Annotated in this window: 18 protein-coding genes; 7 read left to right on the top strand and 11 right to left on the bottom strand. The window is 61.1% G+C overall.

All coding sequences use genetic code 11. The features are described from left to right. Window positions 1-27: 27 nt before the first annotated feature. Window positions 28-2,133 (bottom strand): TonB-dependent receptor, encoded by a 2,106-nt coding sequence (locus AC6FTP_RS18590; RefSeq protein ID WP_497208410.1) that lies wholly within the window; start codon window positions 2,131-2,133, stop codon window positions 28-30. A 172-nt stretch (window positions 2,134-2,305) separates the two neighbouring features. Between AC6FTP_RS18590 and AC6FTP_RS18585 the strand changes: the two genes are divergently transcribed. Beyond that, on the top strand, window positions 2,306-3,724 hold the full coding sequence (locus AC6FTP_RS18585) for a sulfatase family protein (protein WP_497208409.1): 1,419 nt from the start codon (window positions 2,306-2,308) through the stop codon (window positions 3,722-3,724). 66 nt (window positions 3,725-3,790) lie between these two features. Here the strand turns inward: AC6FTP_RS18585 and AC6FTP_RS18580 are convergent, their stop codons facing one another. The 6 genes from AC6FTP_RS18580 to AC6FTP_RS18555 form a co-directional block, all read right to left on the bottom strand. Further along, the gene (locus tag AC6FTP_RS18580) at window positions 3,791-3,940 is read right to left on the bottom strand and encodes a hypothetical protein (RefSeq protein WP_497208408.1); all 150 of its coding nucleotides are present in this window, start codon (window positions 3,938-3,940) and stop codon (window positions 3,791-3,793) included. A gap of 262 nt (window positions 3,941-4,202) precedes the next feature. Beyond that, window positions 4,203-7,004, bottom strand: a complete 2,802-nt coding sequence (gene acnA / locus AC6FTP_RS18575; RefSeq protein WP_497208407.1) for an aconitate hydratase AcnA — start codon at window positions 7,002-7,004, stop codon at window positions 4,203-4,205. 86 nt (window positions 7,005-7,090) lie between these two features. Further along, window positions 7,091-7,333, bottom strand: coding sequence for a hypothetical protein (locus AC6FTP_RS18570; RefSeq protein WP_497208406.1), 243 nt, complete (start codon window positions 7,331-7,333; stop codon window positions 7,091-7,093). A 42-nt stretch (window positions 7,334-7,375) separates the two neighbouring features. After that, complete coding sequence (locus AC6FTP_RS18565; RefSeq protein WP_497208405.1) at window positions 7,376-8,146, bottom strand: DUF3313 family protein; 771 nt, start codon at window positions 8,144-8,146, stop codon at window positions 7,376-7,378. Window positions 8,147-8,176: 30 nt separating this feature from the next. Beyond that, window positions 8,177-9,829, bottom strand: a complete 1,653-nt coding sequence (locus AC6FTP_RS18560; protein ID WP_497208404.1) for an ABC transporter substrate-binding protein — start codon at window positions 9,827-9,829, stop codon at window positions 8,177-8,179. A 71-nt stretch (window positions 9,830-9,900) separates the two neighbouring features. Further along, complete coding sequence (locus AC6FTP_RS18555; RefSeq protein WP_497208403.1) at window positions 9,901-10,101, bottom strand: hypothetical protein; 201 nt, start codon at window positions 10,099-10,101, stop codon at window positions 9,901-9,903. 1,282 nt (window positions 10,102-11,383) lie between these two features. On the opposite strand from AC6FTP_RS18555, the gene AC6FTP_RS18550 reads away from it, so the two are divergent. The 3 genes from AC6FTP_RS18550 to AC6FTP_RS18540 all read left to right on the top strand — a co-directional run bounded on the left by AC6FTP_RS18550 (window position 11,384) and on the right by AC6FTP_RS18540 (window position 14,204). Beyond that, entirely contained in the window at window positions 11,384-12,406 is a 1,023-nt protein-coding gene (locus AC6FTP_RS18550; protein ID WP_497208402.1) for a phosphodiester glycosidase family protein, read from the top strand. Window positions 12,407-12,469: 63 nt separating this feature from the next. Next, window positions 12,470-13,174, top strand: coding sequence for a glycosyltransferase family 2 protein (locus AC6FTP_RS18545; RefSeq protein ID WP_497208401.1), 705 nt, complete (start codon window positions 12,470-12,472; stop codon window positions 13,172-13,174). A 70-nt stretch (window positions 13,175-13,244) separates the two neighbouring features. After that, the gene (locus AC6FTP_RS18540) at window positions 13,245-14,204 is read left to right on the top strand and encodes a hypothetical protein (RefSeq protein WP_497208400.1); all 960 of its coding nucleotides are present in this window, start codon (window positions 13,245-13,247) and stop codon (window positions 14,202-14,204) included. A gap of 76 nt (window positions 14,205-14,280) precedes the next feature. Here the strand turns inward: AC6FTP_RS18540 and AC6FTP_RS18535 are convergent, their stop codons facing one another. Beyond that, a complete protein-coding gene (locus AC6FTP_RS18535) occupies window positions 14,281-14,640 on the bottom strand; it encodes an ATP-dependent Clp protease adaptor ClpS (protein WP_497208399.1) in 360 nt (119 codons plus the stop codon). A gap of 130 nt (window positions 14,641-14,770) precedes the next feature. After that, entirely contained in the window at window positions 14,771-15,514 is a 744-nt protein-coding gene (locus AC6FTP_RS18530) for a hypothetical protein (protein WP_497208398.1), read from the bottom strand. 189 nt (window positions 15,515-15,703) lie between these two features. Here AC6FTP_RS18530 and AC6FTP_RS18525 point away from each other — a divergent pair, with 189 nt between their 5' ends. Then, window positions 15,704-17,059, top strand: a complete 1,356-nt coding sequence (locus AC6FTP_RS18525; RefSeq protein ID WP_497208397.1) for an NHL repeat-containing protein — start codon at window positions 15,704-15,706, stop codon at window positions 17,057-17,059. On the opposite strand, the gene AC6FTP_RS18520 is transcribed toward AC6FTP_RS18525, so the two are convergent. Next, the gene (locus tag AC6FTP_RS18520; RefSeq protein WP_497208396.1) at window positions 17,032-17,604 is read right to left on the bottom strand and encodes a hypothetical protein; all 573 of its coding nucleotides are present in this window, start codon (window positions 17,602-17,604) and stop codon (window positions 17,032-17,034) included. The genes AC6FTP_RS18525 and AC6FTP_RS18520 overlap by 28 nt on opposite strands. A 132-nt stretch (window positions 17,605-17,736) precedes the next feature. Between AC6FTP_RS18520 and AC6FTP_RS18515 the strand changes: the two genes are divergently transcribed. Both AC6FTP_RS18515 and AC6FTP_RS18510 read left to right on the top strand, forming a co-directional pair. Then, window positions 17,737-19,038: an MFS transporter gene (locus AC6FTP_RS18515; protein WP_497208395.1), complete on the top strand. Its 1,302-nt coding sequence runs from the start codon at window positions 17,737-17,739 to the stop codon at window positions 19,036-19,038. 243 nt (window positions 19,039-19,281) lie between these two features. Further along, the gene (locus tag AC6FTP_RS18510) at window positions 19,282-20,283 is read left to right on the top strand and encodes a 3-keto-disaccharide hydrolase (protein ID WP_497208394.1); all 1,002 of its coding nucleotides are present in this window, start codon (window positions 19,282-19,284) and stop codon (window positions 20,281-20,283) included. A gap of 399 nt (window positions 20,284-20,682) precedes the next feature. On the opposite strand, the gene AC6FTP_RS18505 is transcribed toward AC6FTP_RS18510, so the two are convergent. Further along, on the bottom strand, window positions 20,683-21,146 hold a 464-nt coding region (locus tag AC6FTP_RS18505; protein WP_497208393.1), incomplete at its 5' end, for a hypothetical protein.

Genomic DNA, 21,146 nt, shown 5'->3' with positions numbered 1-21,146 from the left:
GAAAAGCCGGTGGCTTGTCCATGGTTCTCACCACTTCACCGTCGCGCCCAGCACGGCGTTGAAGCCCGGTTCGTTCGAGCCGGAGCCGGGGTAGCGGTACTGGCGGTTGGTGAGGTTTTCGAGGGCGACGTTCACACCGAAGTTCTTGGTGATCTCATAGCCGCCGCGCAGGGTGAGGATGCAGAAGCCTGGGTTGCCATTGGAGGGGATGCGCTGGGTGTCACGCAGGTCGGAGTCGTTGAGGCGATCATAGTCGGACTGGCCGAGGGCGATGAACTCGGACCACAGACGGCGGTCCACGGTCTGCCAGCGGACACCGGCCCGCCACATGAGAGGGACGACGCGGCTGATGGGCTCGATGCCGAGCTGACGGGAGTTCCCCTGGAACTGATCCACGCGGCCTTCCGTCCAGGTGACATGGCCGAAGACGGCCCAGCTTGGATTGAAGCGATACTCGCCGGAAAGCTCCACGCCCTGCATGTAGCCGTCCCCTCCGTTGCTTTTCAGCACCACGCGGTTTGGACCGATGAACTCACTCGTGGCGCGGCGGATGATCATGTTGTCGATCTTCGTGTAGAAGTAGCTGAGGCTGCCGCTGAAGTGGTCGGTGTCGGCTTTCAGACCGATCTCGAAGTTCACATATTCCTCGGGATCGAGGTTCGGCGAAGGCAGCTCCAGCTCACCGGAGCGGGCGATGTCGAGGCGCGAGAGGTCGGAGAGATTCGGCGAGCGGAAGCCTTCGGCTATTCCGGCAAAGAGGCGGAAGTGGTCCTTCTCATCGAGATCAAACATGACCCGTCCGCTGGCGGAGAAGTCATGCCAGTCATGATTCAGTCCATCGTAGCGCTTCGCGGTATCGCGATTGTCAAAGCGGCCCACGTCTGCGCTGGCGTAGGTGTAGCGGCCGCCGAGGAAGAGGTGCCAGCGGTCGCCGAGATTGATCTCATCCAGCAAATAAGCGCCGAGCAGATGATAGGCGGCGTCATCACCCACGGGGCCCTGGATGCCATGGGAGTGCAGAGTGCCGTTCAGACGGTAGCGCTGGCTGCCGCTGCTGACCCAGTCACGATTGTAATCCACGCCGTAGGTGAGCTGGCCGAGTGGCGACTGGCTCTGGAACTGGAGGTCGATGCCGAGCGTCCAAAGCTCTGTTTGGTTGACGTCCACGCGATTGTCGGCAGGGCGGCGGATGCGGTGCTCATACTCGTTCATCGACTGGAGTGAGACGGTGAGGGAAGCGCTGTCGATGATGCCATCCAGATCTTTGCCCGCGAGGCGGATGTAGGAGAGGGAGCGCTCCTGATCGAAGGAGCGCTTCAGGTCGGTGCCGACATCGGTGCCTTCATAGGAGATGCCGTAAATGGTGGCGTGGGTGCGCCAGACATCGTTTTGGCGGAGCTGCTGATGCACCGCGGTGAAGGTCCAGTTTGGATCGAGCGCCAGATCAAAGCGGACATCGTAGGCCCATTCATCATAGCCGGTATGGGGTTGATCTCCCAGCTTCGGGTCATGCACGTCGCCAAAATACTTCAGGCTGGCACCGAGATGCAGGCCCCACTTCTGGCCTTCACCAAACTGCACCTCCTGGCGCATGATGCTGCTTTCCTCACCGGTGGAGCCGCGATAGGAGCTGAGTCCGTGGAAGAAGAAACCTTCGCCTTCATTCTGGAAGCCGGAGCCTTTCGTGAAGAGATTCAGCGTGCCACCGATGGAGTCGCTGCCGTAAAGGACGCTGCCCTGTCCTGGCACGAGCTCGATGCGGTCGATGGCATAGGAGTCGATGGTGTTGAGGTACTGGTTCGGGCCTTCGCGGAAGATGCTGTTGTTGAAGCGGATGCCGTCGATCAGCGTGAGGTTGCGGAAGCCGGTGAAGCCGCGGATGAAGGGGGAGCCCTGGCCGTTGGAGGTCTTTTGGACGAAGACGCCGGGGACTTCACGCAGAGCCTCGGGCAGGGTGCGCACCTGGCGTTCTTGGAGCTGCTCACCGCTCACCTGCCGTACCTGGGCGGGGACTTTCTTCACATCGGCATCGCTGCGCGTGGCGGTGATGACGAGTTCGGGGATCTCAGCGGCTGGATCTGCCGCGAGGACGGGCAGGACAAACAGCGGGAGGAGTTTCGAGACGATACGCATGGTCGGGAGTGTGCTGTTGAAAGCTTGTTCCCCTCCCTCTGTCACCTCTGCACTTCCGAAGACTTACCGATGGAACGATTTTCATCCTGTGAGGCATGTTCATGAACATTTCCTGACCAACCACTTCACTGCGGACTTGCATAAGCAGGACCGACTCTGGCAACCTGCCGTCATGTCTCTGCTCCGTCTCGCTGCTTTTCTCTGCCTCGCCGTGCCCGCCTATGCTGAATCGGCGAAGCCAAACATCCTATGGCTCATCGCGGAGGACTTCGGTCCGCACCTCGGCTGTTACGGGGAGAAGCATGTCTCCACGCCCGTGCTGGATGGACTGGCAGGGAAGGGGATGCGCTTCACCCGCTACTACACCACGGCTCCGGTTTGCTCGGCCAGCCGCTCGGCCTTCAACACGGGCATGTTTCAGACCACCATCGGCGCGCACAACCACCGCAGTCATCGCGATGACGGCTACACGCTGCCCGCCGGGGTGAAGCTGATCAGCGAGCGGATGCGCGAGGCGGGCTATTTCACGGCGAATGTGAAGCAGCTTCCCCCCGAGGCTGGATTCAAAGGCGCGGGCAAGACGGACTGGAATTTCGTGGCTCCAGCAAAGCCCTTCGATTCCGATCAGTGGGACGATCTGAAAGCACACCAGCCCTTCTACGCGCAGCTCAATTTCCAGGAGACGCACCGCACTTTCCACGCTCCGCCCCATGCTGATCCGGCGAAGGTGGAGATCCCGCCTTACTACCCGGATCATGAAATCACGCGCAAAGACTGGGCGCAGTATCTCGATGCCGCCACGGAGCTGGACCGGAAGATCGGCAAGGTGATCGATTTACTGAAGCGGGATGGTTTGATGGAAAACACCGTCATCTGCTTCGTCGGTGACAACGGCGCGGCGCATGTCCGTGCGAAGCAGTTTTGCTACGAAGAGGGGCTGAACGTGCCTTTCATCATGCACTGGCCTTCTGCCATCCCGATGCCGGCTGGATTCGCGGCTGGAACCGTGAGCGAGCGGCTGCTGATGTCGATCGACCTCACCGCCACTTCTTTGAACCTCGCAGGCATCCCCAAACCCGCCGGGATGGAGGGACAGGTCTTCTTGGGAGCCAATGCCGAGCCTGCGCGGCAATATACCTTTGGCGCACGCGACCGCTGTGACATGACGGTCTTCCGCCTGCGCACCGTGCGTGATGCGCGCTACCGCTACATCCGCAACTTCACTCCCGACCGCCCCTTCCTCCAGCATAACGAGTACAAGGAAAACCAGTATCCCGTCTGGAACCTGATCAAGGAACTGGCTGCGCAGGACAAGCTCACGCCCGCCCAGGCTCCGCTGGCCGCAGCGACCATGCCTGAAGAGGAACTCTACGACATGCAGGCCGATCCACATCAGGTGCAAAACCTCGCCAAATCTCCGAGGACAGAGCATCAGCAGGTCCTCGAAAAACTGCGTGGCGTGCTGACGACGTGGATTGAGGAAACCAACGATCAGGGCCGTGTGCCCGAGCCGCCCGATGTCGTGGCGAACCAAGGTTTTACCAAGCCGCAGCCGCCCAAGGGCAAAGGCAAGAAGGGTAAGAAGAAGTGACGATCCTCGCGAGTTTCAAACTCGTGAACTGGTGGGGCGAGATTGGATCTCGTCCGTGCTGAAAACCTACACCGCCTGCGCCGGACGTTTGCCTTTCGCAGCACGAGCTTGCTGCACAGTCTTCAGACTGGCCTCGCGGATCAGTTCAAGCCGTTTGAGGAAACTCTGGCTGAGTGAACGTGCCTTCAGCCGGGTATCGAGGTTGGAATAGTTCATGGTGGGGGGATGCTTTGGGACAGCCGGAACGCGAAAGTGTTCACTGCGAAGGCTGCATGGAAGCTTGTCGCATCCATGCTCGAAGCGGCTGAGCGCAGCGAAAACCACCTCTTGGTGCTATGTCCCATCAGCGCGGTTCCGAAGAAGCGGTGAAAGTCAGTGCTGGAAAGAGTAACGCCCCAAGGGCGAGTTCGGCAAGGGGTTTGCCGAGGGCCGCTTGGGGCGTTGGAGTCGTTCGAGAAACGAACTTGGAAAGTTCGTTTTACGCGTTCGCACGCAGGATCTGCGCGAGCACATACGGCAGGATGCCGCCAGCGCGGTAGTAGTCGATTTCGACGGGGGTGTCGATGCGGACGACGACGGGGATGTCGAAGGTGCTGCCGTCGGACTTGTGGACGCGGAGGGTGGCTTCGCTCATGGGCTTGAAGTCGTTGCTGAGGCCCAGGAGGTCGAAGGTGGCATCGCTGAGATCCTTGACCTTGTCGTAGTCGGCCTTGTTCTTGAAGTTGCAGGGCAGGACGCCCATGCCGACGAGGTTGCTGCGGTGGATGCGCTCGAAGGACTTCGTGATGACGGCTTTGACGCCGAGGAGACGGGTGCCTTTGGCGGCCCAGTCGCGGCTGCTGCCCATGCCGTAGTCTTCACCGCCGAGGATGATGCTCGGCGTGCCTGCGGCCTGGTAGGCCACAGCAGCGTCGTAGATGCTCATTTCGGTGCCGGCAGGCTGCAACAAGGTGTCGCCGCCTTCTTTGCCGCCGAGCATGAGGTTCTTGATGCGGACGTTGGCGAAGGTGCCGCGGGTCATGACGAGGTCATTGCCACGGCGGCTGCCGAAGCTGTTGAAATCAGCCTGGGTGACGCCGTTTTCGAGGAGGAAGCGGCCTGCGGGGCTGGCTTTCTTGATGGCTCCAGCGGGGCTGATGTGGTCCGTCGTGACGCTGTCGCCGAAGATGCCGAGCGGGCGGGCACCCTTGATCTCGGTGATGTCGCCAGGGGTCATGCTGAAGTCAGCGAAGAACGGCGGATGCTGGATGTAGGTGGACTTGCCATCCCATTCGAAGACTTCGCCAACGCCGCCTTGGATCTCATTCCACTTCGGATTCTGCGAGGCGAAGTCGGTGTAGAGCTTGCGGAAGACATCGGGGCTGAGGGCGGACTCCATGGCATCGCGGACTTCTTTCAGCGTGGGCCAGATGTCCTTCAAATAGACGCCGCTGCCGGGGACGAGCTCGTCTTGGCTCAAATCAATATCGACGGTGCCAGCGATGGCGTAAGCGACGACGAGCGGCGGGGACATGAGGAAGTTTGCCTTGATGCTCTGATGCACGCGGGCCTCGAAGTTACGATTCCCGGAGAGCACGGAGGCGGCGATGATGTCCTCGCTCTTCACCACGTCTTCGATGCCGGCATCCAGCGGGCCGGAGTTGCCGATGCAGGTGGTGCAGCCGTAACCAACGGTTTGGAAGCCAAGCTTGTCGAGTTCGGGCTGGAGGCCGGTCTTGGTGAGGTAGTCCGTCACGACGCGGCTGCCAGGGCCGAGACTGGTTTTGATGGAGGGCTTGATGGTGAGGCCAAGGGCGTTGGCCTTCTTCGCCAGCAAACCGGCGGCGAGCATGACGCTCGGGTTGGAGGTGTTCGTGCAGCTCGTGATGGCGGCGATGAGGACGCTGCCGTGGGTGATGACGTCTTTGACGCCGTCCTTGCTGTCCACTGTGACTTCAAAGGCAGGATAAGAAGGCTGATCGCTCGGCTCGGTGACGACACCTTGCTGCGCACCGAAGGCGGCGGCGAATGAACCGGCATTGTCAGGCACGGAGTCCAGTGAGGGAGGCAGGTTGAGTGCCTCAGCGGCCTCAGGCTGCTTGCCGTAGCCTTGCGGTGTTGGCTTGGTCAGCAAGTCACCCCAGGTGGATTTGAGCGCGCTGACGGTGATGCGATCCTGCGGACGCTTCGGACCCGAGACACATGGCTCGACGGTGCTGATGTCCATCTCCATCTCGGTGGTGAATTCGATGCTACCCTTCTCGGTGGGGATGCCCCACATGCCCTGCGCCTTGTAGTAGGCCTCGACGGTCTTGCAAAGCTCTTCGCTGCGGCCGGTGCCGCGCAGGTAGGCGACGGTTTCTTCGTCCACGCCGAAGAAGCCCATCGTCGCGCCATACTCAGGTGCCATGTTCGCGATGGTCGCACGATCAGTGACCGGCAGGCTGACCGCGCCGGGGCCGTAGAATTCGACGAATTTGCCGACGACGCCGAGCTTGCGCAGCTTCTGGGTGACTTCGAGCACGAGGTCGGTCGCGGTGACGCCTTCTTTGAGCGCTCCGCTGAGATAAACGCCCACGACTTCCGGCACGAGGAAGGTCACTGGCTGGCCGAGCATGCCTGCTTCGGCCTCAATGCCGCCCACGCCCCAACCCACGACGCCGAGGCCGTTGATCATGGTCGTGTGCGAGTCCGTGCCGACGAGCGAATCCGGATAATACACGCCGTCTTTCTCCAGCACGCCCTTCGCCAGGTATTCGAGGTTCACCTGATGCACGATGCCGATGCCGGGAGGCACGACTTTGAAGGTGTCGAAAGCCTGCTCGCCCCATTTGAGGAACTGGTAGCGCTCTTTGTTGCGCTCAAACTCCAGCGCGAGGTTTTGATTCAGCGCCTGCTGCGTGCCGGCGAAATCGACCTGCACCGAGTGGTCCACCACGAGATCGACTGGCACCAGCGGCTCAACCATCTTCGGATTGGCACCGAGTTCCTTCACCTTCGAGCGCATCGCTGCCAGATCGACGAGGAGAGGCACGCCGGTGAAGTCTTGAAGCACGATGCGGGCGACGGTGAAGGGGATCTCATACTCACCAGGAGCCTTGGCGTTCCAGTTGGCGAGGTTCTTCACATCAGCTTCCGTGACCTTCTTGCCATCCAGATTACGCAGCAGGGACTCCAGCACGATACGGATCGAAATAGGAAGGCTGGAGACTTTGCCGACTCCAGCCTGTTCGAGTGCGGGAAGGGAGTAAAACTTGCCGGAGGAGCCGGAACCGGTGGTAAAGGTCTGAGGGGTATTCATTGAGAGGAAGTCGAGGGAGGCGGAGAATTAGCCATGAGAGCAGGTTTGACACCTATTTTTTGGCCTTCCTGAGCCGAGGTGACGAATTACTGACCTCCATGAGGAGCGGTGTCTTTCTTGACCATATGCCAGGAGGTCTTTCCACAAGCGGGACAATTCATGAGAGTGCTGGGATTCCCTCCCCCCTTCCAGCGGATGCCGCCGAGGTCCCAGATGGAGCGCCTATGGCCGCATTCACAGATCACCATCCACTGCCGGGATTCGGCTTCCATGCTGGCCGCCCAGGAGGCGGGCACGAGACGGGTGATGATTTTTTGCAGCGTGCTCATGGGCGGGAGTCTGCCCAGATGAGCGGTGGCGGGTCAAGCCTTTTACCAGAGCAGCAGCGTGGCGGGCGGGCTGTCTTTGACAGGGGCTTTCGCCTCGGTGCGGATGACTTCCTCGATCTGCTTTGCCCATTCGCGGCAGGCTTTGCGGAAGTAGGTGTAGGTGGTGTAGTCGTGGACGTAGAGGATGATGCCGGATCGGTTTTGCTCGGCATCGGCGAACTCGTAAAGCACCCGGCCGGTCTTTTCGTCCCGCAGGCGACCTTCGATGGCCATGTTGCCTTTGAGCTTGTGAGACATGGCGGTTTCTGCGCCCGGCCAGAGGAGGATGTTGATGCCTTTGCGCGCGAGTCCGCCGATGACGGGATTCGGGTTGAATTCGACGATGGCGAGTTCGAGCACGAGGCTGTCTTTGTCTGGAGGGTCGATGACTTCGCGCCGGTCTTCAGGGGCGTTGAGGAAGGCTTTGCGGGTTTCGCTGCGGAAGTAGTCCGCAAGTTTTCGGACGTTCTTTTGGCGGGACTTTTCCCGTACTTCGATCTTCGAAAGCGTGCGCGTCATGGGGCGCAGATACTGAATGGAAACGGGGGCGATGTGGATGTGCGGGCGCTTTTGGGCGTCAGCCCAGACTTCGGCGTCGGTATTTTTCCAGTCGTGGAGGAAGGGGGACTTTGCTGCGTCGGTCTTCTTTAAATCTGGGCCATGGAGGAGAAAGGGCGAGGGATCGGCGGGGAAGGCCTTGACCAGACGCTGGGCAGAACGGCAGGAGACAAAGGTGAGAGAGAGGAGAAGGGCGAGCAGGAGTCGGGCTGTCATCGGACCTGAATGAGAGCGAGTGCGGGCGGTTTATTTCCCCTGACGGGCAAGTTTGGCGGAGAGCTGGTAATTACGCCGCACATGGTCCCCGAGGTGTCGGGAAAGCCGGGTCTCGGCCACCTTGTCACGCGAGCGGACGGTCTTGCTGATGTCTCCGAGGGCGAAGTCGTAACGCATGAGGGTGAGGTCGTGAAAGACGGTGGTGGCGCGGGCGGGAAAGCCACCGAGGGCGAGGTCTTTCCAGGCGAGCTTCTGCTCCTCGTGTGTGTCCACGCAGAGCACACGGAGGAGGAAGCGCAGGGAACTGAAGGCGGGGCCGGTCCACGGTGCGTGATAGACAAACGCCCCAGCTTTCTCATACGGCATCTCGCCGCCGTCACTCATGGCCGCGACATGCTCGGGCGTGTAGAAATCCCGCCGCACAGGCAGGCGGCGGAGGGCCAGCTTTTCCGGGCCGCCGGCAGTCCCGGCACGGTAACCCCAGAGCTTCTGGCCGGGCTCGCTGAGGACGAACTCGATGAAGGCGGTGGCGAGTTCGGGATCGGGCGCGCCGCGCATCATGGCGATGGGATCGACGCTGATGGAGGTGCCGCCCACGGGCATGATGAAACCGACCCGCGAGGTGCCATCGGACGCGCGCACGGACTCCTCGGCAGAGCGTCCGTAGAAGTCGATACACATGCCCGCCGCAGCATCGCCACGCAGGACATCGAGGGGGATCTTCGTCGAGGTATCGCTGAAATAGCGGGCATTGGCGCTGATGCGCTGGATGAGGGAGAGGCCCGCCACCCAGCCGCGTCGGATGGCTTCGGGCTCGATCTCCGCCGTCTTCAAATGGCCGGGTTCCTGGGTCAGGCGAGCGAGTTCATTCTGCATCTCCTGCTGGATGAGCATTTCAAAAGCCTTCGTCACCGAGCTGCTGCGGCCTGGGTCGGCGAGGGCGATCATGCCCTGCAAGCGCGGATCGGCTAGATCACGCCACTGGGCGGGGTCTTTCTCGATACCGAGACGACGGAGGACATCCCGATTGAAGACGATGCCAAAGCTGGAAAGGCAGGTGCCGCACCAGCGGTCCTTGGCATCTCGGAAAGGCTCGCCGCTGAGGGTCTCGGGGATGACCGCATCCGTGAACCATTCGGGATGCTTTTTCCGGAGGGCGGCGAGTCCGGTGTTCGGGCTGCTTTCGGCCACGAGCGTGCCTGCCTCTGACTGGAGCTGGAAATCAAAGCCGCCGCCGCCGAAGAAAAGGTCGATGCCGATGCCGACCTTGGATTTTAGAAATTCGGACCGCGCGGGATCATTGGCAGGAGCTTTCGGATTCAGGCAGGCCTGGGCGGTGTCGGCGGTCCAGGTGCGTTTGAGAGACTGCTCCCAGTGATGCTGGAAGGCGGCGGTGTACTCGGACTTCAGCATCATGGCGATCTCCGAGGTGCCGCCGGGCACGCGCCAGTCGATGAAGAGCGTCTGCCCCGTGCGTGCCTTCCAGTCGCGGGCAAAGGCTCGCCCAAACTCCTCGCGGATGCGCTCGTGGTGCGGGGTGATGATCACCAGCCGCCGGTCGAAATGGGCCGGTGCCGTGCTGTCCCGAGGCTTCAGCACAAAGGGGCCAAGCAGAGTGCCCAGCATCGCGAGGGCGATGGCGGATTCTTTGCGCCGGGCGAGGAGGAAGTGGAGGACACGCATGACAGGCGGACTGGCCTCCATCCAAGCGGAAACGCCGCAGCACGGCAAGACGGTTCGTTCAGAGCGGGCGCTTAGTGAGCGGCCTTTTTCTCTTCGTGGCCAGCAGCGGGCTTGGCGTGGTCGTCATGTTTGGCTTCGCCATGACCTTCACCGTGGCCTTTGTGCATGCCTTCGTGCAGGACCTGGGTTTCTTCCCAACTGTGCTTGGCGCAGGAAGGACCGAAGGAGATGAGAGCGGCGGCAGCGAGGAGGGTGAGGGCGACTTTCTTCATGAACAGGAGAGTGAATGGGGGTGGCCCATCGTAGGGGCTTTTCACGCTGGCTCAAGCCTTTACTCGCTGGCAAAGAGCGGCATCAAGGCGAAATCACCCTGAGGGATGGCCAAAGTGCAGACACTGAAGCCACCACAGCGGCGCGAGATGGCTCCACGCCCACCCGTGGCAGCCCGGCGAATGACGCGAACACGAAGGCGAGCCCGTCTGGCTCCAGGAAGAGTTTTGCTATGCCTCCACCTCCATCCAACCCATCCCCGCGTTCCGCCCCCCTCTACCACGCCGAGGCGTTCGTCGATGCCATTAGACGAGGGATCATGAGTGGCTGCATTTCACCAACACCGTCCAGCGACGGCCGCTGACGGCATCCGGCGTCACCGGCATCGTCTGGGAATCCTTTTCGGAAGAAAGTCCCCTGCCCAGGAAACCTCGATGAGCGATTTTGAGGATCGACACCAAGCACGCCCCATCCTTGCGGGTGGAGCTGCGTCCTGCCCGTGACATCGAGATTTCCGTTAGGTTCATCCGCGCTGCCCTTCCCGCCGGGTTGGTGGCAGGAATTAACGGTTTTTGTATCACCCCTCGTTCGTCGAGGTCGAGAAAAAGTGAACTGGTGGGGACGACAAATCGTTAGCCGAGCCACGAAAGAGCCACCCGCCCCATCCCCCAACGCCTCCGAGGCCCCGGAGAGGTCGGGACAAGCATCATCAGCGCCACTGAAGCCTCGGAGAGACGATAGACCATAGCCCACGGATTTATCCGTGGGTCAAGACGGCCACAACGCCCAGAGAGCCAGAGTCCCGGAGGGGACGAAAGAGCGTCGCGGGAGGTGCCGGGTCACGTTTCGCCATCGGATGCACGATGGGTCGGGGGAAGATCGGGACGTGTCCGGCCCGCGATACCTTCTTTCGTCCCCTCCGGGACTCTTGGTCATGGGGACTTGATGCCCGCGACTACCCACGGATGAATCCGTGGGCTATTCCCTGTCGCCTCTCCGAGGCTGGGGGGCGGAGGATTGGGGGAAAGATTGTGAGCGAGAAGGTGTCGGGTGTTGCCAACGCCATGGCATCGCCCGTTGGCGGCACATCACCCGTCGCCTCTGAAGCCTCAATCGGCTGACGCTGGGTAACGTGATGGGTGCCTCTCAAGAACATGGGCGAATCGAACCAGAACCGGCTCCAAAAAGCGATCAACGAAATTTTCGTCCCTCTTGGATCGCACTGCGGCAGCCTTTACTCGCCGCCAAAGCGCGGCATCATCACGGCCGACTCCCCCCCCACGGATGGCCAAAGCGCAGACACCGAAGCCGAGATGGCTGAAAAAACTCCTCCTGACCCTGCTCATCGGCAGCGCGGTGGTGTGGGTGTTTGGGGAGGTTTACTTCAATCTGGGCAGCAATGCGGTGGCCCTGGCGGTGCGGAACAGCACGGAGCCGCTGCAAGTGCGCACGAAGCGTGGCGAGTGGCGGAAGGCGGCGGCCCTGACGCCGGGAGATCTGAACCAGGCGCTCATCCTGCGCCATGCCGAGCCGGGGATGCGCTGGAGCACGCTGAAGGTTCGGCGCGGTGCCGGCATGGTGGGTAACGTGGTGCAGAAGCTCTGCGGCGCGGAGCTGCATGTGGTGGTGATCATGCCGGAGACCTTTGAATTCATGACGAGCTTCCTGCCGAAGTTTGCTGTGACGACGGCGGAGGAGCGTCTGAAGGCGGACAAACTGGACTTCGCCATCACGGCGAACTTTCGTGATCCGAAGGGCAAACCGCTCGGCTATGTGTATCACGAAAGCCGTCAGCTCAATGCTGCCTTCAAGGAGTGGAGCGGCAGCTTCTTTGTGAAGGGCGGGCGGCCTTACTTCGGACCGAAATCGCTGCTCGATGAAGTGCCCGGCGTGATCGAGGAGGCAACGCAGGGCTACCCAGCAGTGATGAAAAATCACACGGTGTTCTCTTATGTGGATCAGAAGCCGGACACTTACTTTGATGGATCCAAGATCACCTACCGTGCGCTTGCCGGGATGCGGCGTGATGGGGCCATCGTCTTTGTCCTTTCGGGCGATGGCGGTGTGATGAATGTGAGTGAGACCGCCGAGTTGGCCCGCAAGCTGGACATCCAGCACGCGACACTTCTGGATGGCGGACGCGCGCTGCAATACAGCATCGTGACGGAGGACGGGCCGTGGCATTTCGCCGCCGTGAACACGGAACTGGATCTGCCCTGGTATCCGCTCGATCCGCAGCGCTCGCCGGTTTTCATCGGTGTCCGCAGGCGTGCGCCGCAGATCATCTCGGTCGGCCAGCCGCCGTGATGGGTTGGAATTCGCGCTTGCCTCGGGCAGGAGGCGCGGGATGAATGCGACCCGTTTTTCCCCATGACATCCTCGCCCGCCATCTCCGTCGTCGTGCCTCTCTACAATGAGGAGGACAACATCGTCGAGCTGCAACGGGAGATCGCCGCCGCCCTCGAAGGGCTGGATTACGAAATGGTGCTGGTGGATGACGGCAGCACGGATGCCACGGTGAGCCGTGTGCAGCGGGGTGATCGTGTGCGCCTCCTGGAGTTCGAGAAAAACGCTGGCCAGAGTGCGGCCATGCATGCCGGGATCTATGGAGCACGCGGCGACGTGATCGTGACGCTGGATGGTGATCTGCAAAACGATCCCGCCGACATCCGAGCGCTGATCGCGAAGCTCGATGAAGGCTTCGACCTCGTCTGCGGTTATCGTGCGAAGCGCAAAGACACGGCCTTCAAGCGCGTGCAGAGCAAGATCGCCAACGCGGTTCGTTCGCGTTTCGTCGGAGACAACGTGCGTGACACCGGCTGCACGCTGAAGGTGATGCGCCGTGAATGCCGCGAGGCGCTGTTGCTCTTCCATGGCATGCACCGCTTCATTCCCGCATTGATTGGCGGCATGGGCTGGCGTGTGACGGAACTGCCGGTTAATCACCGCCCGCGCATCCATGGCGTGAGCAAGTATGGCTTCGGCAATCGCGCCGTGCGTGCCACTATGGATATGTTTGGCGTGCGCTGGCTCAACAACCGCCGCCGGACCTATCGGATCAAAAACGATCCGTAAAAGTTTCCGTCTTGACCATCATGGCCCGCCTCCTGCATTGTGCATTTACTGAAAAGGCGCCGCCGCTGGCATGAACTTACGCGAACAACTCCGACACATCCTTCCCGAGATCCTGCCCCAGGATCCCGAAGAGGCTATCAAAGGCACGGAGTTGATCCGTCTCGTTCGACTGCGCCTGGGCGATGACTACAGCGATGCCACGCTGCGCTATCATTTCTCCATCCTCAGCTACGACTCCACGTCGCCGATTGCCAAGGTGGATCAAGGGCAGGGCTACTATCAGCGCACCAAGAAGTCTGGCGCTATCACTGGTTCGTCACGGCTGCTCTTCGGCGGCAGTGAAGTCGATGAAGATGTGATGCAGATGCGCTTCCAGCGTGTGATTGCCATTTATGAGCGGCTCAGTCTGCTGCGCTCGCACTACCCATTTCAGCTCAATGGTTATCAAGGCGAACTGCCCGAAGTGAAGGGCTTGTGGGACATTCCCGACCTCGTGGCTGCCGAGTGGGATCTGGAGACGGGCAGCGATGAAGTCACGCGCTTCGATGCCGGAATGATCGAGCTCCGTCGTCATCTCGGTGGTCCTGAAACCAGTCTCACGGGTGTGCAGCTCAAGCTCGGGCTGACGCTCGACAACTGCGCGGCAGAATTCTTCCAGGCTGTGAGTGCCACACGCTGGACGCTGCTGAGTGAACTCGTCATCGCCGAGCCGTTGAATGACGAAGCCCTCGTCGAAGAACTCCGCAGCCTCGGGCATCAGTTTGGTGTCGGCATCAGCACCCTCGGCCTACAGGTGGATCAGCTCGACGAGCTTCCTTCTGCCAAAGAGTTGCGCGCCATGAGCATGGATCAGTTTGAGAAAGTGCAGGAAAAGATGCGCCCCCAGCGCATCACCATTGCCGCACCACGTCAGCGGATCGACTGGACGGCGCTCTCAGCATTGCGGAAGAAGCACGAGTCCGTGGCCGACATGGTCCGCTGGCTGCGTGAGTGCCTGGCGAAGATGCAGCCGCGTAGTTCGGCGATGTGAGGAGGGGGGACCGAGTTCTCAGTTCTCAGTTTTTTGGGCTGGGCGCTTGTGGCGATTCTGAGCACTGAGCACTTTCCTACTCCGCTGGTTCCATTGTCGCTTTCATGGAGGAGGTGCTTTCCTTCATTCTCGGATCAGCACCGTAGCCTTCGATCTGCTCCACGCGAAGCTCGGCGAGTTCTTTGTGGCAGGTGACCACGATGACGCGGCCGCTTTCATCCACCTCGCAGGCCATTTTATAGGCCACCAAGACTTCGAGGCCGAAGATGGCGACGAGCATTTCCACCACATAGTCATATGTGTGGGTATCATCGTCATGGAGGATGACATGGTAGGGCGGTTCCAGTTCCGGCTTCTGCTGAAGCAGGGGCTTTGTCCGTGCGGGGGATATGCGTGGCCCTGCCGGTTTTACCGGGGCTTCAGTGGCGTTGCGCATCCTCTCTTTGATCATGGGTCCACCATGCATCGGATGTGACGCTGACTCAAGTGCCCGAAAATGATGCATCCCCGCGCGCCTGAAGCGCGACGGGGATGCAACGAACACACACACAACTAACAGGGGAAACTCAGACGGCGCGGGCACGGGCGCGGGATTTCTTTTCCAGCGGCTTCGGCAGCAGCGTGGGGCGGAAGGCTTCGCCAAAGAGGTATTGGCGGGCGCTTTCCACCTGGCCCAGGACTCGGTTGTGCCATTTGGTGAAGTCTTTGCCCAGGGACTCCTGAATCGTGGTATCCAGCAATACATCGGAAAGGTCCAGATGGCGGGCGTGCAGCTCGTGCTGGATTTGGAAGCCGACTTCGGGGATGTGGAGCTCGACGGCCTCAAACATGTCCATGACGCGTGCGGCGTAGCTGCGGTCCCAGACCTTGTCGTCATCTTCGTAGCTGCTGGTGATGAGGTGGGCGATGAGGTACTCGGCGTGGTCGGAGTAGATCTCAGCGGCCTCGATCACGGAATCAAAGCTCTCGCTCTCGCTGGTGACAGGTAGAACGACGGAGACTGTGACGCCCGCTGCTTCGAGAACCATGTCGAGTCCATGATTGGTGTAAAATTTGCCGAAAAACTCGCCCTGACCGGTGGTGACCTCCAGCACGGTGATCGGACTTTCGTCCAGGATCTCCAGGAAAGAACGGAGTGTGAGGCGACTGGAGTCGAGCAGATGCTCTTCGTCGTCTTCTTCAGCTTCCTCCACCAGCGTCTTAAGCTGATGAGAGACACCGAAGCGATTCAGGTAGTGGCTGAAGCAACGGGCGAGAGTGCTCTTGCCCGTCGATGGGTAGTCGTTCTGGAGGAGGATGAGCTTCTTCATAGTCTTGGGAGTGGATTATTTCGAATTCCACCGACATTTATATCTATTATGGTTTATATGGCAAGAATAAAAGTTTAATAAATGTGAATTTTTTAGCTTATCAGATTTTACACCTCGTAAGCATCGCGGACTCCTGCGGGCCTTAACCTGACGAAACACCTTCATTTTCAGGCCCGTATGCTTCGGACCATGTGCCCTGCTCTCCGCCTCCTGCCTTTCCTCGTCATCACCTCCTTCCACGCTGTCACGCCCACGGTGGACTGGGTCGCCGCTGGCGGAGGTCTCAAAAATGACAAGACACGCGCCGTGACTTTTGACCGCGAAGGCAATGTCTTCCTCGCGGGTGAGGCCACCGATGACGGCACGTTCGGCGAACTGAAGCGTACCGGCCTTGGCGGGATGGATTTCTTTTTGGCGAAGGTCTCCAAAGAAGGCCGCTTCCTCTGGGTGCGAAGCCTCGGCGGCAGTCTGGTGGATCGCGGCTACGGCGTGATCACCGACCCGACTGGCCATGCTTACGTCACCGGCCATTACCAAAGCACCGACGCCCAGGCGAACGGCCAGACGCTGCCGAATGCGGGGGATTACGATGTCTTCGTCGCCAAATACTCCCCCACGGGCGAGCTGCTCTGGATCAGGACCGCCGGCGGCAAGGGCTACGACTACGGGCACGGCATCGCGCTCGACAGCAAAGGCGATGTGATCGTCACCGGAGCCGTGGCAGGTGAGGCGAAGTTTGGCGACACCGTCGTGAATGCCGCCAGCACCACGCGTCCGATCTTTTGTGCCAAATACAGCCCGTCCGGCGATCTGCGCTGGGTGAAGACCACCTCGGGCAAGTTCTCCGGCAGTGGTCATGGCGTCGGAGTCGATGCACAGGACGCTATTTATATAGGCGGCAGTGGCGGCGGCCTGGGCACGATGGGCTCCCTGCCGGTCGAGATCGCCAAAGGTCAGGCCGCTGTCGTGATCAAGCTCACCTCCGCAGGCGAAGCCGTCTGGGCCGCCTCCGTCTCCGGCACACCGAGCGCAGGCTTCCACGAAATCGCTGTCGATGCTGCCGGGCGCGTCTGGGGCGCGGGCATGTTTAAAGGCAGCCTGAATCTCCCCACGGCCCCGGTTTCCACTTCGGGTGAAAAAGACAGCGACGGCTTCCTCGCCCACTTCTCCGCCGATGGGAAGCTCCAGTGGAGCCGCGCCGTGCAGGGCCCCGCCACAGACTATTGCCTCGGCGTGACCACCGACGGCACCGGGCGCTGCTTCGTCACGGGCGAGTACTCCGCCACCGCCACCTTCGCCGGGCAGACGCTCACCTCACTCGGAGCCACCGACATCTTCACCGCCGCTCTTGATGCCCAAGGCCAGCTCGAATGGCTCCTGCCCACCGGCGGCGTGAAGGGCGACAACGCCTACACCATGGCCTGGCACCCCGATGGCAAGCTCGTCATCTCCGGCTCCTGCGCCGCCCCCGCCGCCTTTGGCAAACAAACGATGTCCTCCCCCGGCGGTGCGGAGGCTTACGGTGCCGTGCTGCGGATCAAATAAGGCCGCCGCCACCGCATCCACACCAGCGCCACGATCAGCCCCACCAGCCCGCCGAGGTAGCTGGCGTTGTGGATGTAGCCGACTTGGGCAAAGGCCACGATGTCGATCACCTCGCGCCCGGCGAACATGCCGTCCCAGTTCTCCATTCGAGGATCTTCCTGGCGGGTCGGAGCCCAGGCGTAGGCGGCGATGGCAAAGACGACCGCCGTGATCATCATCACCAGCACGCCTTGCAGGCTCTGCTTTGCCGCGGTTTTCACCGGCAGATGCGGAATGGTCAGCCTGCCCATGAACCACCCCGCGAAGAAGCCCACCCACCACGTCGCCAAAAAGCCGATCTCGGCCACGATCAGCCATTCGGGCTGCGTCTTCGGCAGGTAAAAGAACTGCTGGAACTTGAACTCGGTGAAGTATTCCGGCCCGATCTCAAAGGTGATCTGGTCATGCACGATCCCATAAATCCCCGCGATCACCGCCCCACCGAGCCCGAAGAGCAACATCCAGCCAAACTGACGGAGCGAGAAGCGTGGGTAGAGGAGATTCATGAAACATCGGTTCTAGCGCACCTGCCTTTCCAGGTCACGACTTGTCTGAGTCACAGCGTTTTTCCTTCCCGAACCCGGTCCAGATATGCATGGATGCAGGCGCGCGATCCCAACCCCACCGCCACACCGCTCATGTCCGCCCATCCGACTTCCGAGGCAGCACTCACCTCCGCACTGGTCAAAGCCACCCGTAGGCTCGTTCCCTTCCTGCTGCTTCTTTATGTGCTCGCGTTCTTGGATCGCGTGAACGTGGGCTTTGCCAAAGTCGCCATGATGGCGGACACGGGGCTCAGCGCCGCGGCCTACGCCTTCGGAGCCGGACTCTTCTTCGCCGGGTATGCGCTGCTGGAGGTGCCGAGCAATCTCATCCTGCATCGCGTCGGTGCCCGGCGCTGGCTGGCGCGCATCATGGTCACCTGGGGGCTCATCTCCGCCGGGATGATGTTTGCCTGGAGTGAGACGATGTTTTACACGATGCGCCTCCTCCTCGGTGCTGCCGAGGCGGGCTTCTTTCCCGGCGTCATCTTGTATCTCACCTACTGGTTTCCAGCGGCCCAGCGCGGGCGCATCCTCGGCATGTTTTACTTCGGCGCACCGCTGGCCTTCATCTTCGGCGGCCCCGTCTCAGGCTGGCTCATGGAAATGAATGGCTGGCTCGGCCTGCGCGGCTGGCAGTGGATGTTTCTCATCGAGGGCGCGCTGGCATCCGTCGTCGGCGTCTGGGCCTATTTTTATCTCACGGATCGCCCTGCGCAGGCGCAATGGCTCGCTGCCGATGAACGCGAGGCTTTGCAAAGTGCCGTCGATTCCGAAGAGTCGGCGAAGTGCAGCACCGGCAGCCATCGCGTGAGGGATCTGCTTTCAGATCGTGGCGTACTGCATCTCTGCCTGATCTACTTTTTGATCCAAATCAGCGTCTATGGCGTCGTCTTCGCGCTGCCATCTCAGGTGGAGCGATTGCTGGGCAAGTCCGCCGGGCTCCAGGTCGGCCTCGTCACCGCCATCCCCTGGATCTGCGCCCTCATCGCCGCGTATGCCGTGCCGAGAGTCGTGCGCGGCAGCCGGAGGAAAAAAGGGGCCGTGCTCGTGCTGCTCGTCGCCGCTCTTGGGCTCGCCATCGCGGGACAACCGCAGGCCATCGTCGCGCTGAGTGCCTTGTGCGTGGCCGCCGCAGGCTTCATCTCCGTGCAGCCCGTGTTCTGGACCTTCCCCACCGAGCGCCTCAGCGGTGCTGCTGCAGCGGGCGGCATCGCGCTCATCAATTCCGTCGGCAACCTCGGCGGCTTCTTCGCCCCCAGCCTGCGCGAGTGGGCCGAGCAGACCTTCGCCTCCGGCAGCGCCGGCATGTGGGTGCTCGCCACCTCCACCTGCCTGGCTGCCATCGCCATGTCAGCGCTGAAGAACAGCCCACCGATCATGTCTTTGGAAAAATGAGGGCGGAGCCTCCTATGCCGAACGAAAAAAAGGGCAGCCATTTTCGAGCGACCATCTTTTGATGGATGCAGCATCACGCTCTCCGCCGAAATGGCTTGAAGAGTATCCAGCTCAATCACGCCGACCTCTGGGAACGGCTGCGGCAGGTCTCGGCGGCGTAAGCCTCTTCACCGTGGGGAGAAGGAGCCGGCGACAGAAGACTGACGGCTGAAATTCGTTCTCCTCGCTGTCCGTTCACCTTTCATGCGCCTCCTTCTGATCCCTCTTCTTTTCACCACGCTCCTCCAAGCTCAGCAGCCGACCGCTCCGAAGTCCGCAAAGCCCATGGCCTACACAGATCCGGCTCAGACGGATGAGGATTTTGCGATTCAGGGCGAATACACGGGCACGATCGATGCGAAAGCCTACGGCGTGCAGATTTGGGCGCAAGGCGGCGGGAAGTTTGAGGCGGTGAGCTATCCGGGCGGGCTCCCTGGGGCGGGTTGGGATGGAGACCGGTCCACGGTGACGAGGACGACGGGCGAGCGGGGCGAAGGGGAGAAAACGGCGCTCTTTGCGGCCCATGACGGCAGCCTCAAAGCCGAAGTGGGTGGTCAGAGCATCCTCGTGACCAACACGGACGGTGTGCGCGTGATGGAACTCAACCGCACGGATCGCGCTTCTCCCACCCTGGGAGCTTCGCCGCCTGAAGGTGCCGTGGTGCTCTTTGATGGCAAAGGCGTGAACCGTTTCCCGAAATCCCGTGTCGACGCCTCCAGCGCTGCGCTGATGGAAGGCATCACCAGCGAGGACACCTTTGGCGATTGCCGCCTGCACATGGAATTCCTTCTGCCCTACATGCCCGAGGCACGCGGCCAGGGTCGCGGGAACAGCGGTCTCTACCTCCAGGGCCGATACGAGGTGCAGATGCTCGACAGCTTTGCTCTCGAAGGGAAGGACAACGAGTGCGGCGGGCTCTATCGGATTGCGGTGCCCAAGGTGAACATGTGCCTGCCACCGCTGACCTGGCAGACCTACGATGTCGATTTCACGGCGGCGAAATACGACGCGGAAGGCAAGAAGACGGCGAACGCGAAGATCAGCGTGAAACATAACGGGGTGGTGATTCACGAGAACCAGGAACTGCCCGGCTCCACCACGTCGGCGCCGAACAAGGAGGAGAACACTCCCGGCCCGATCCACCTGCAAAATCACGGCAATCCGGTGCGGTATCGGAACATCTGGGTGCTGCGCACCCAGGGGTGAGGGACGCGCTTTTCGCGGAGACAGGGAGACGCGGAGAAACATGACACCTCGCGACTTCAGGGCGTGTGAAGCCTCGGAGAGGCGGAAGGCAATAGCCCACGGATTTATCCGTGGGTAACCAGGGACAAGATCAGCCTTCATTTCCGAGTCCCAGCGGGGACGAAAGTATCCTGCGCGCGAGGGCTGATTCCTGATGGCCGATGAAGAGGTGGGGTCGGCTTTGTGAGGGGTGGGCGATTCTTTCGTCCCTGCCGGGACTGGCTTCCAGCCACGGGTGGCGGCGCTTTGACCCACAGCTAAAAGCTGTGGGCTAGTACCTGCCGCCTCTCCGAGGCTGAAAGCTGATGGAGCGATGAGTCCCTCGGGAAGTCACAAGCCGTGGCGATGCGCGGCGTAGCACTATCTCCAATAGCCTTCACTGGAATGGTAGGTCCGCGATTCGCCGAGGCTAGTGCCGAACCAAAGCAGGTAGGAGCTGCTCTCGCGCTGGTAGTAGATGGGGCCTTCTTCCCGAGATGGAATGCCGATCTGGTCGAGGGCGTCAGGATAGCTTCCGTGCTTCAGGTGATATGCCTTGAGGGCTTCATGGATCGGCTCTGATTGGCGCATCAGCTCCGTCTGCCGCCATTGGGGAGCGATGGTCAGAGCCGCCACGAAGATCAGCAAAACCATGCTCGCGACAAAGAGGAGTCTGAGGAGGATTTTGAGCTTCATGCGGAGGCGGAGCCACTGTTCAGAATGATGGAGGTGAGGGCCTGTCAGAAAGTTTGTGTGGAGGGTCAAAACCGAGGACAGGAAGACATGAGAAGACCCAAAACGAAGGAAGACAAAGCGCTCGATGAAGCGCTGGACGTATTGATCGC

This window comes from Prosthecobacter sp., assembly GCF_044378005.1.
Classification (GTDB): Bacteria; Verrucomicrobiota; Verrucomicrobiia; order Verrucomicrobiales; family Verrucomicrobiaceae; genus Prosthecobacter.
This window is presented reverse-complemented; position numbering and strand designations above follow the sequence as displayed.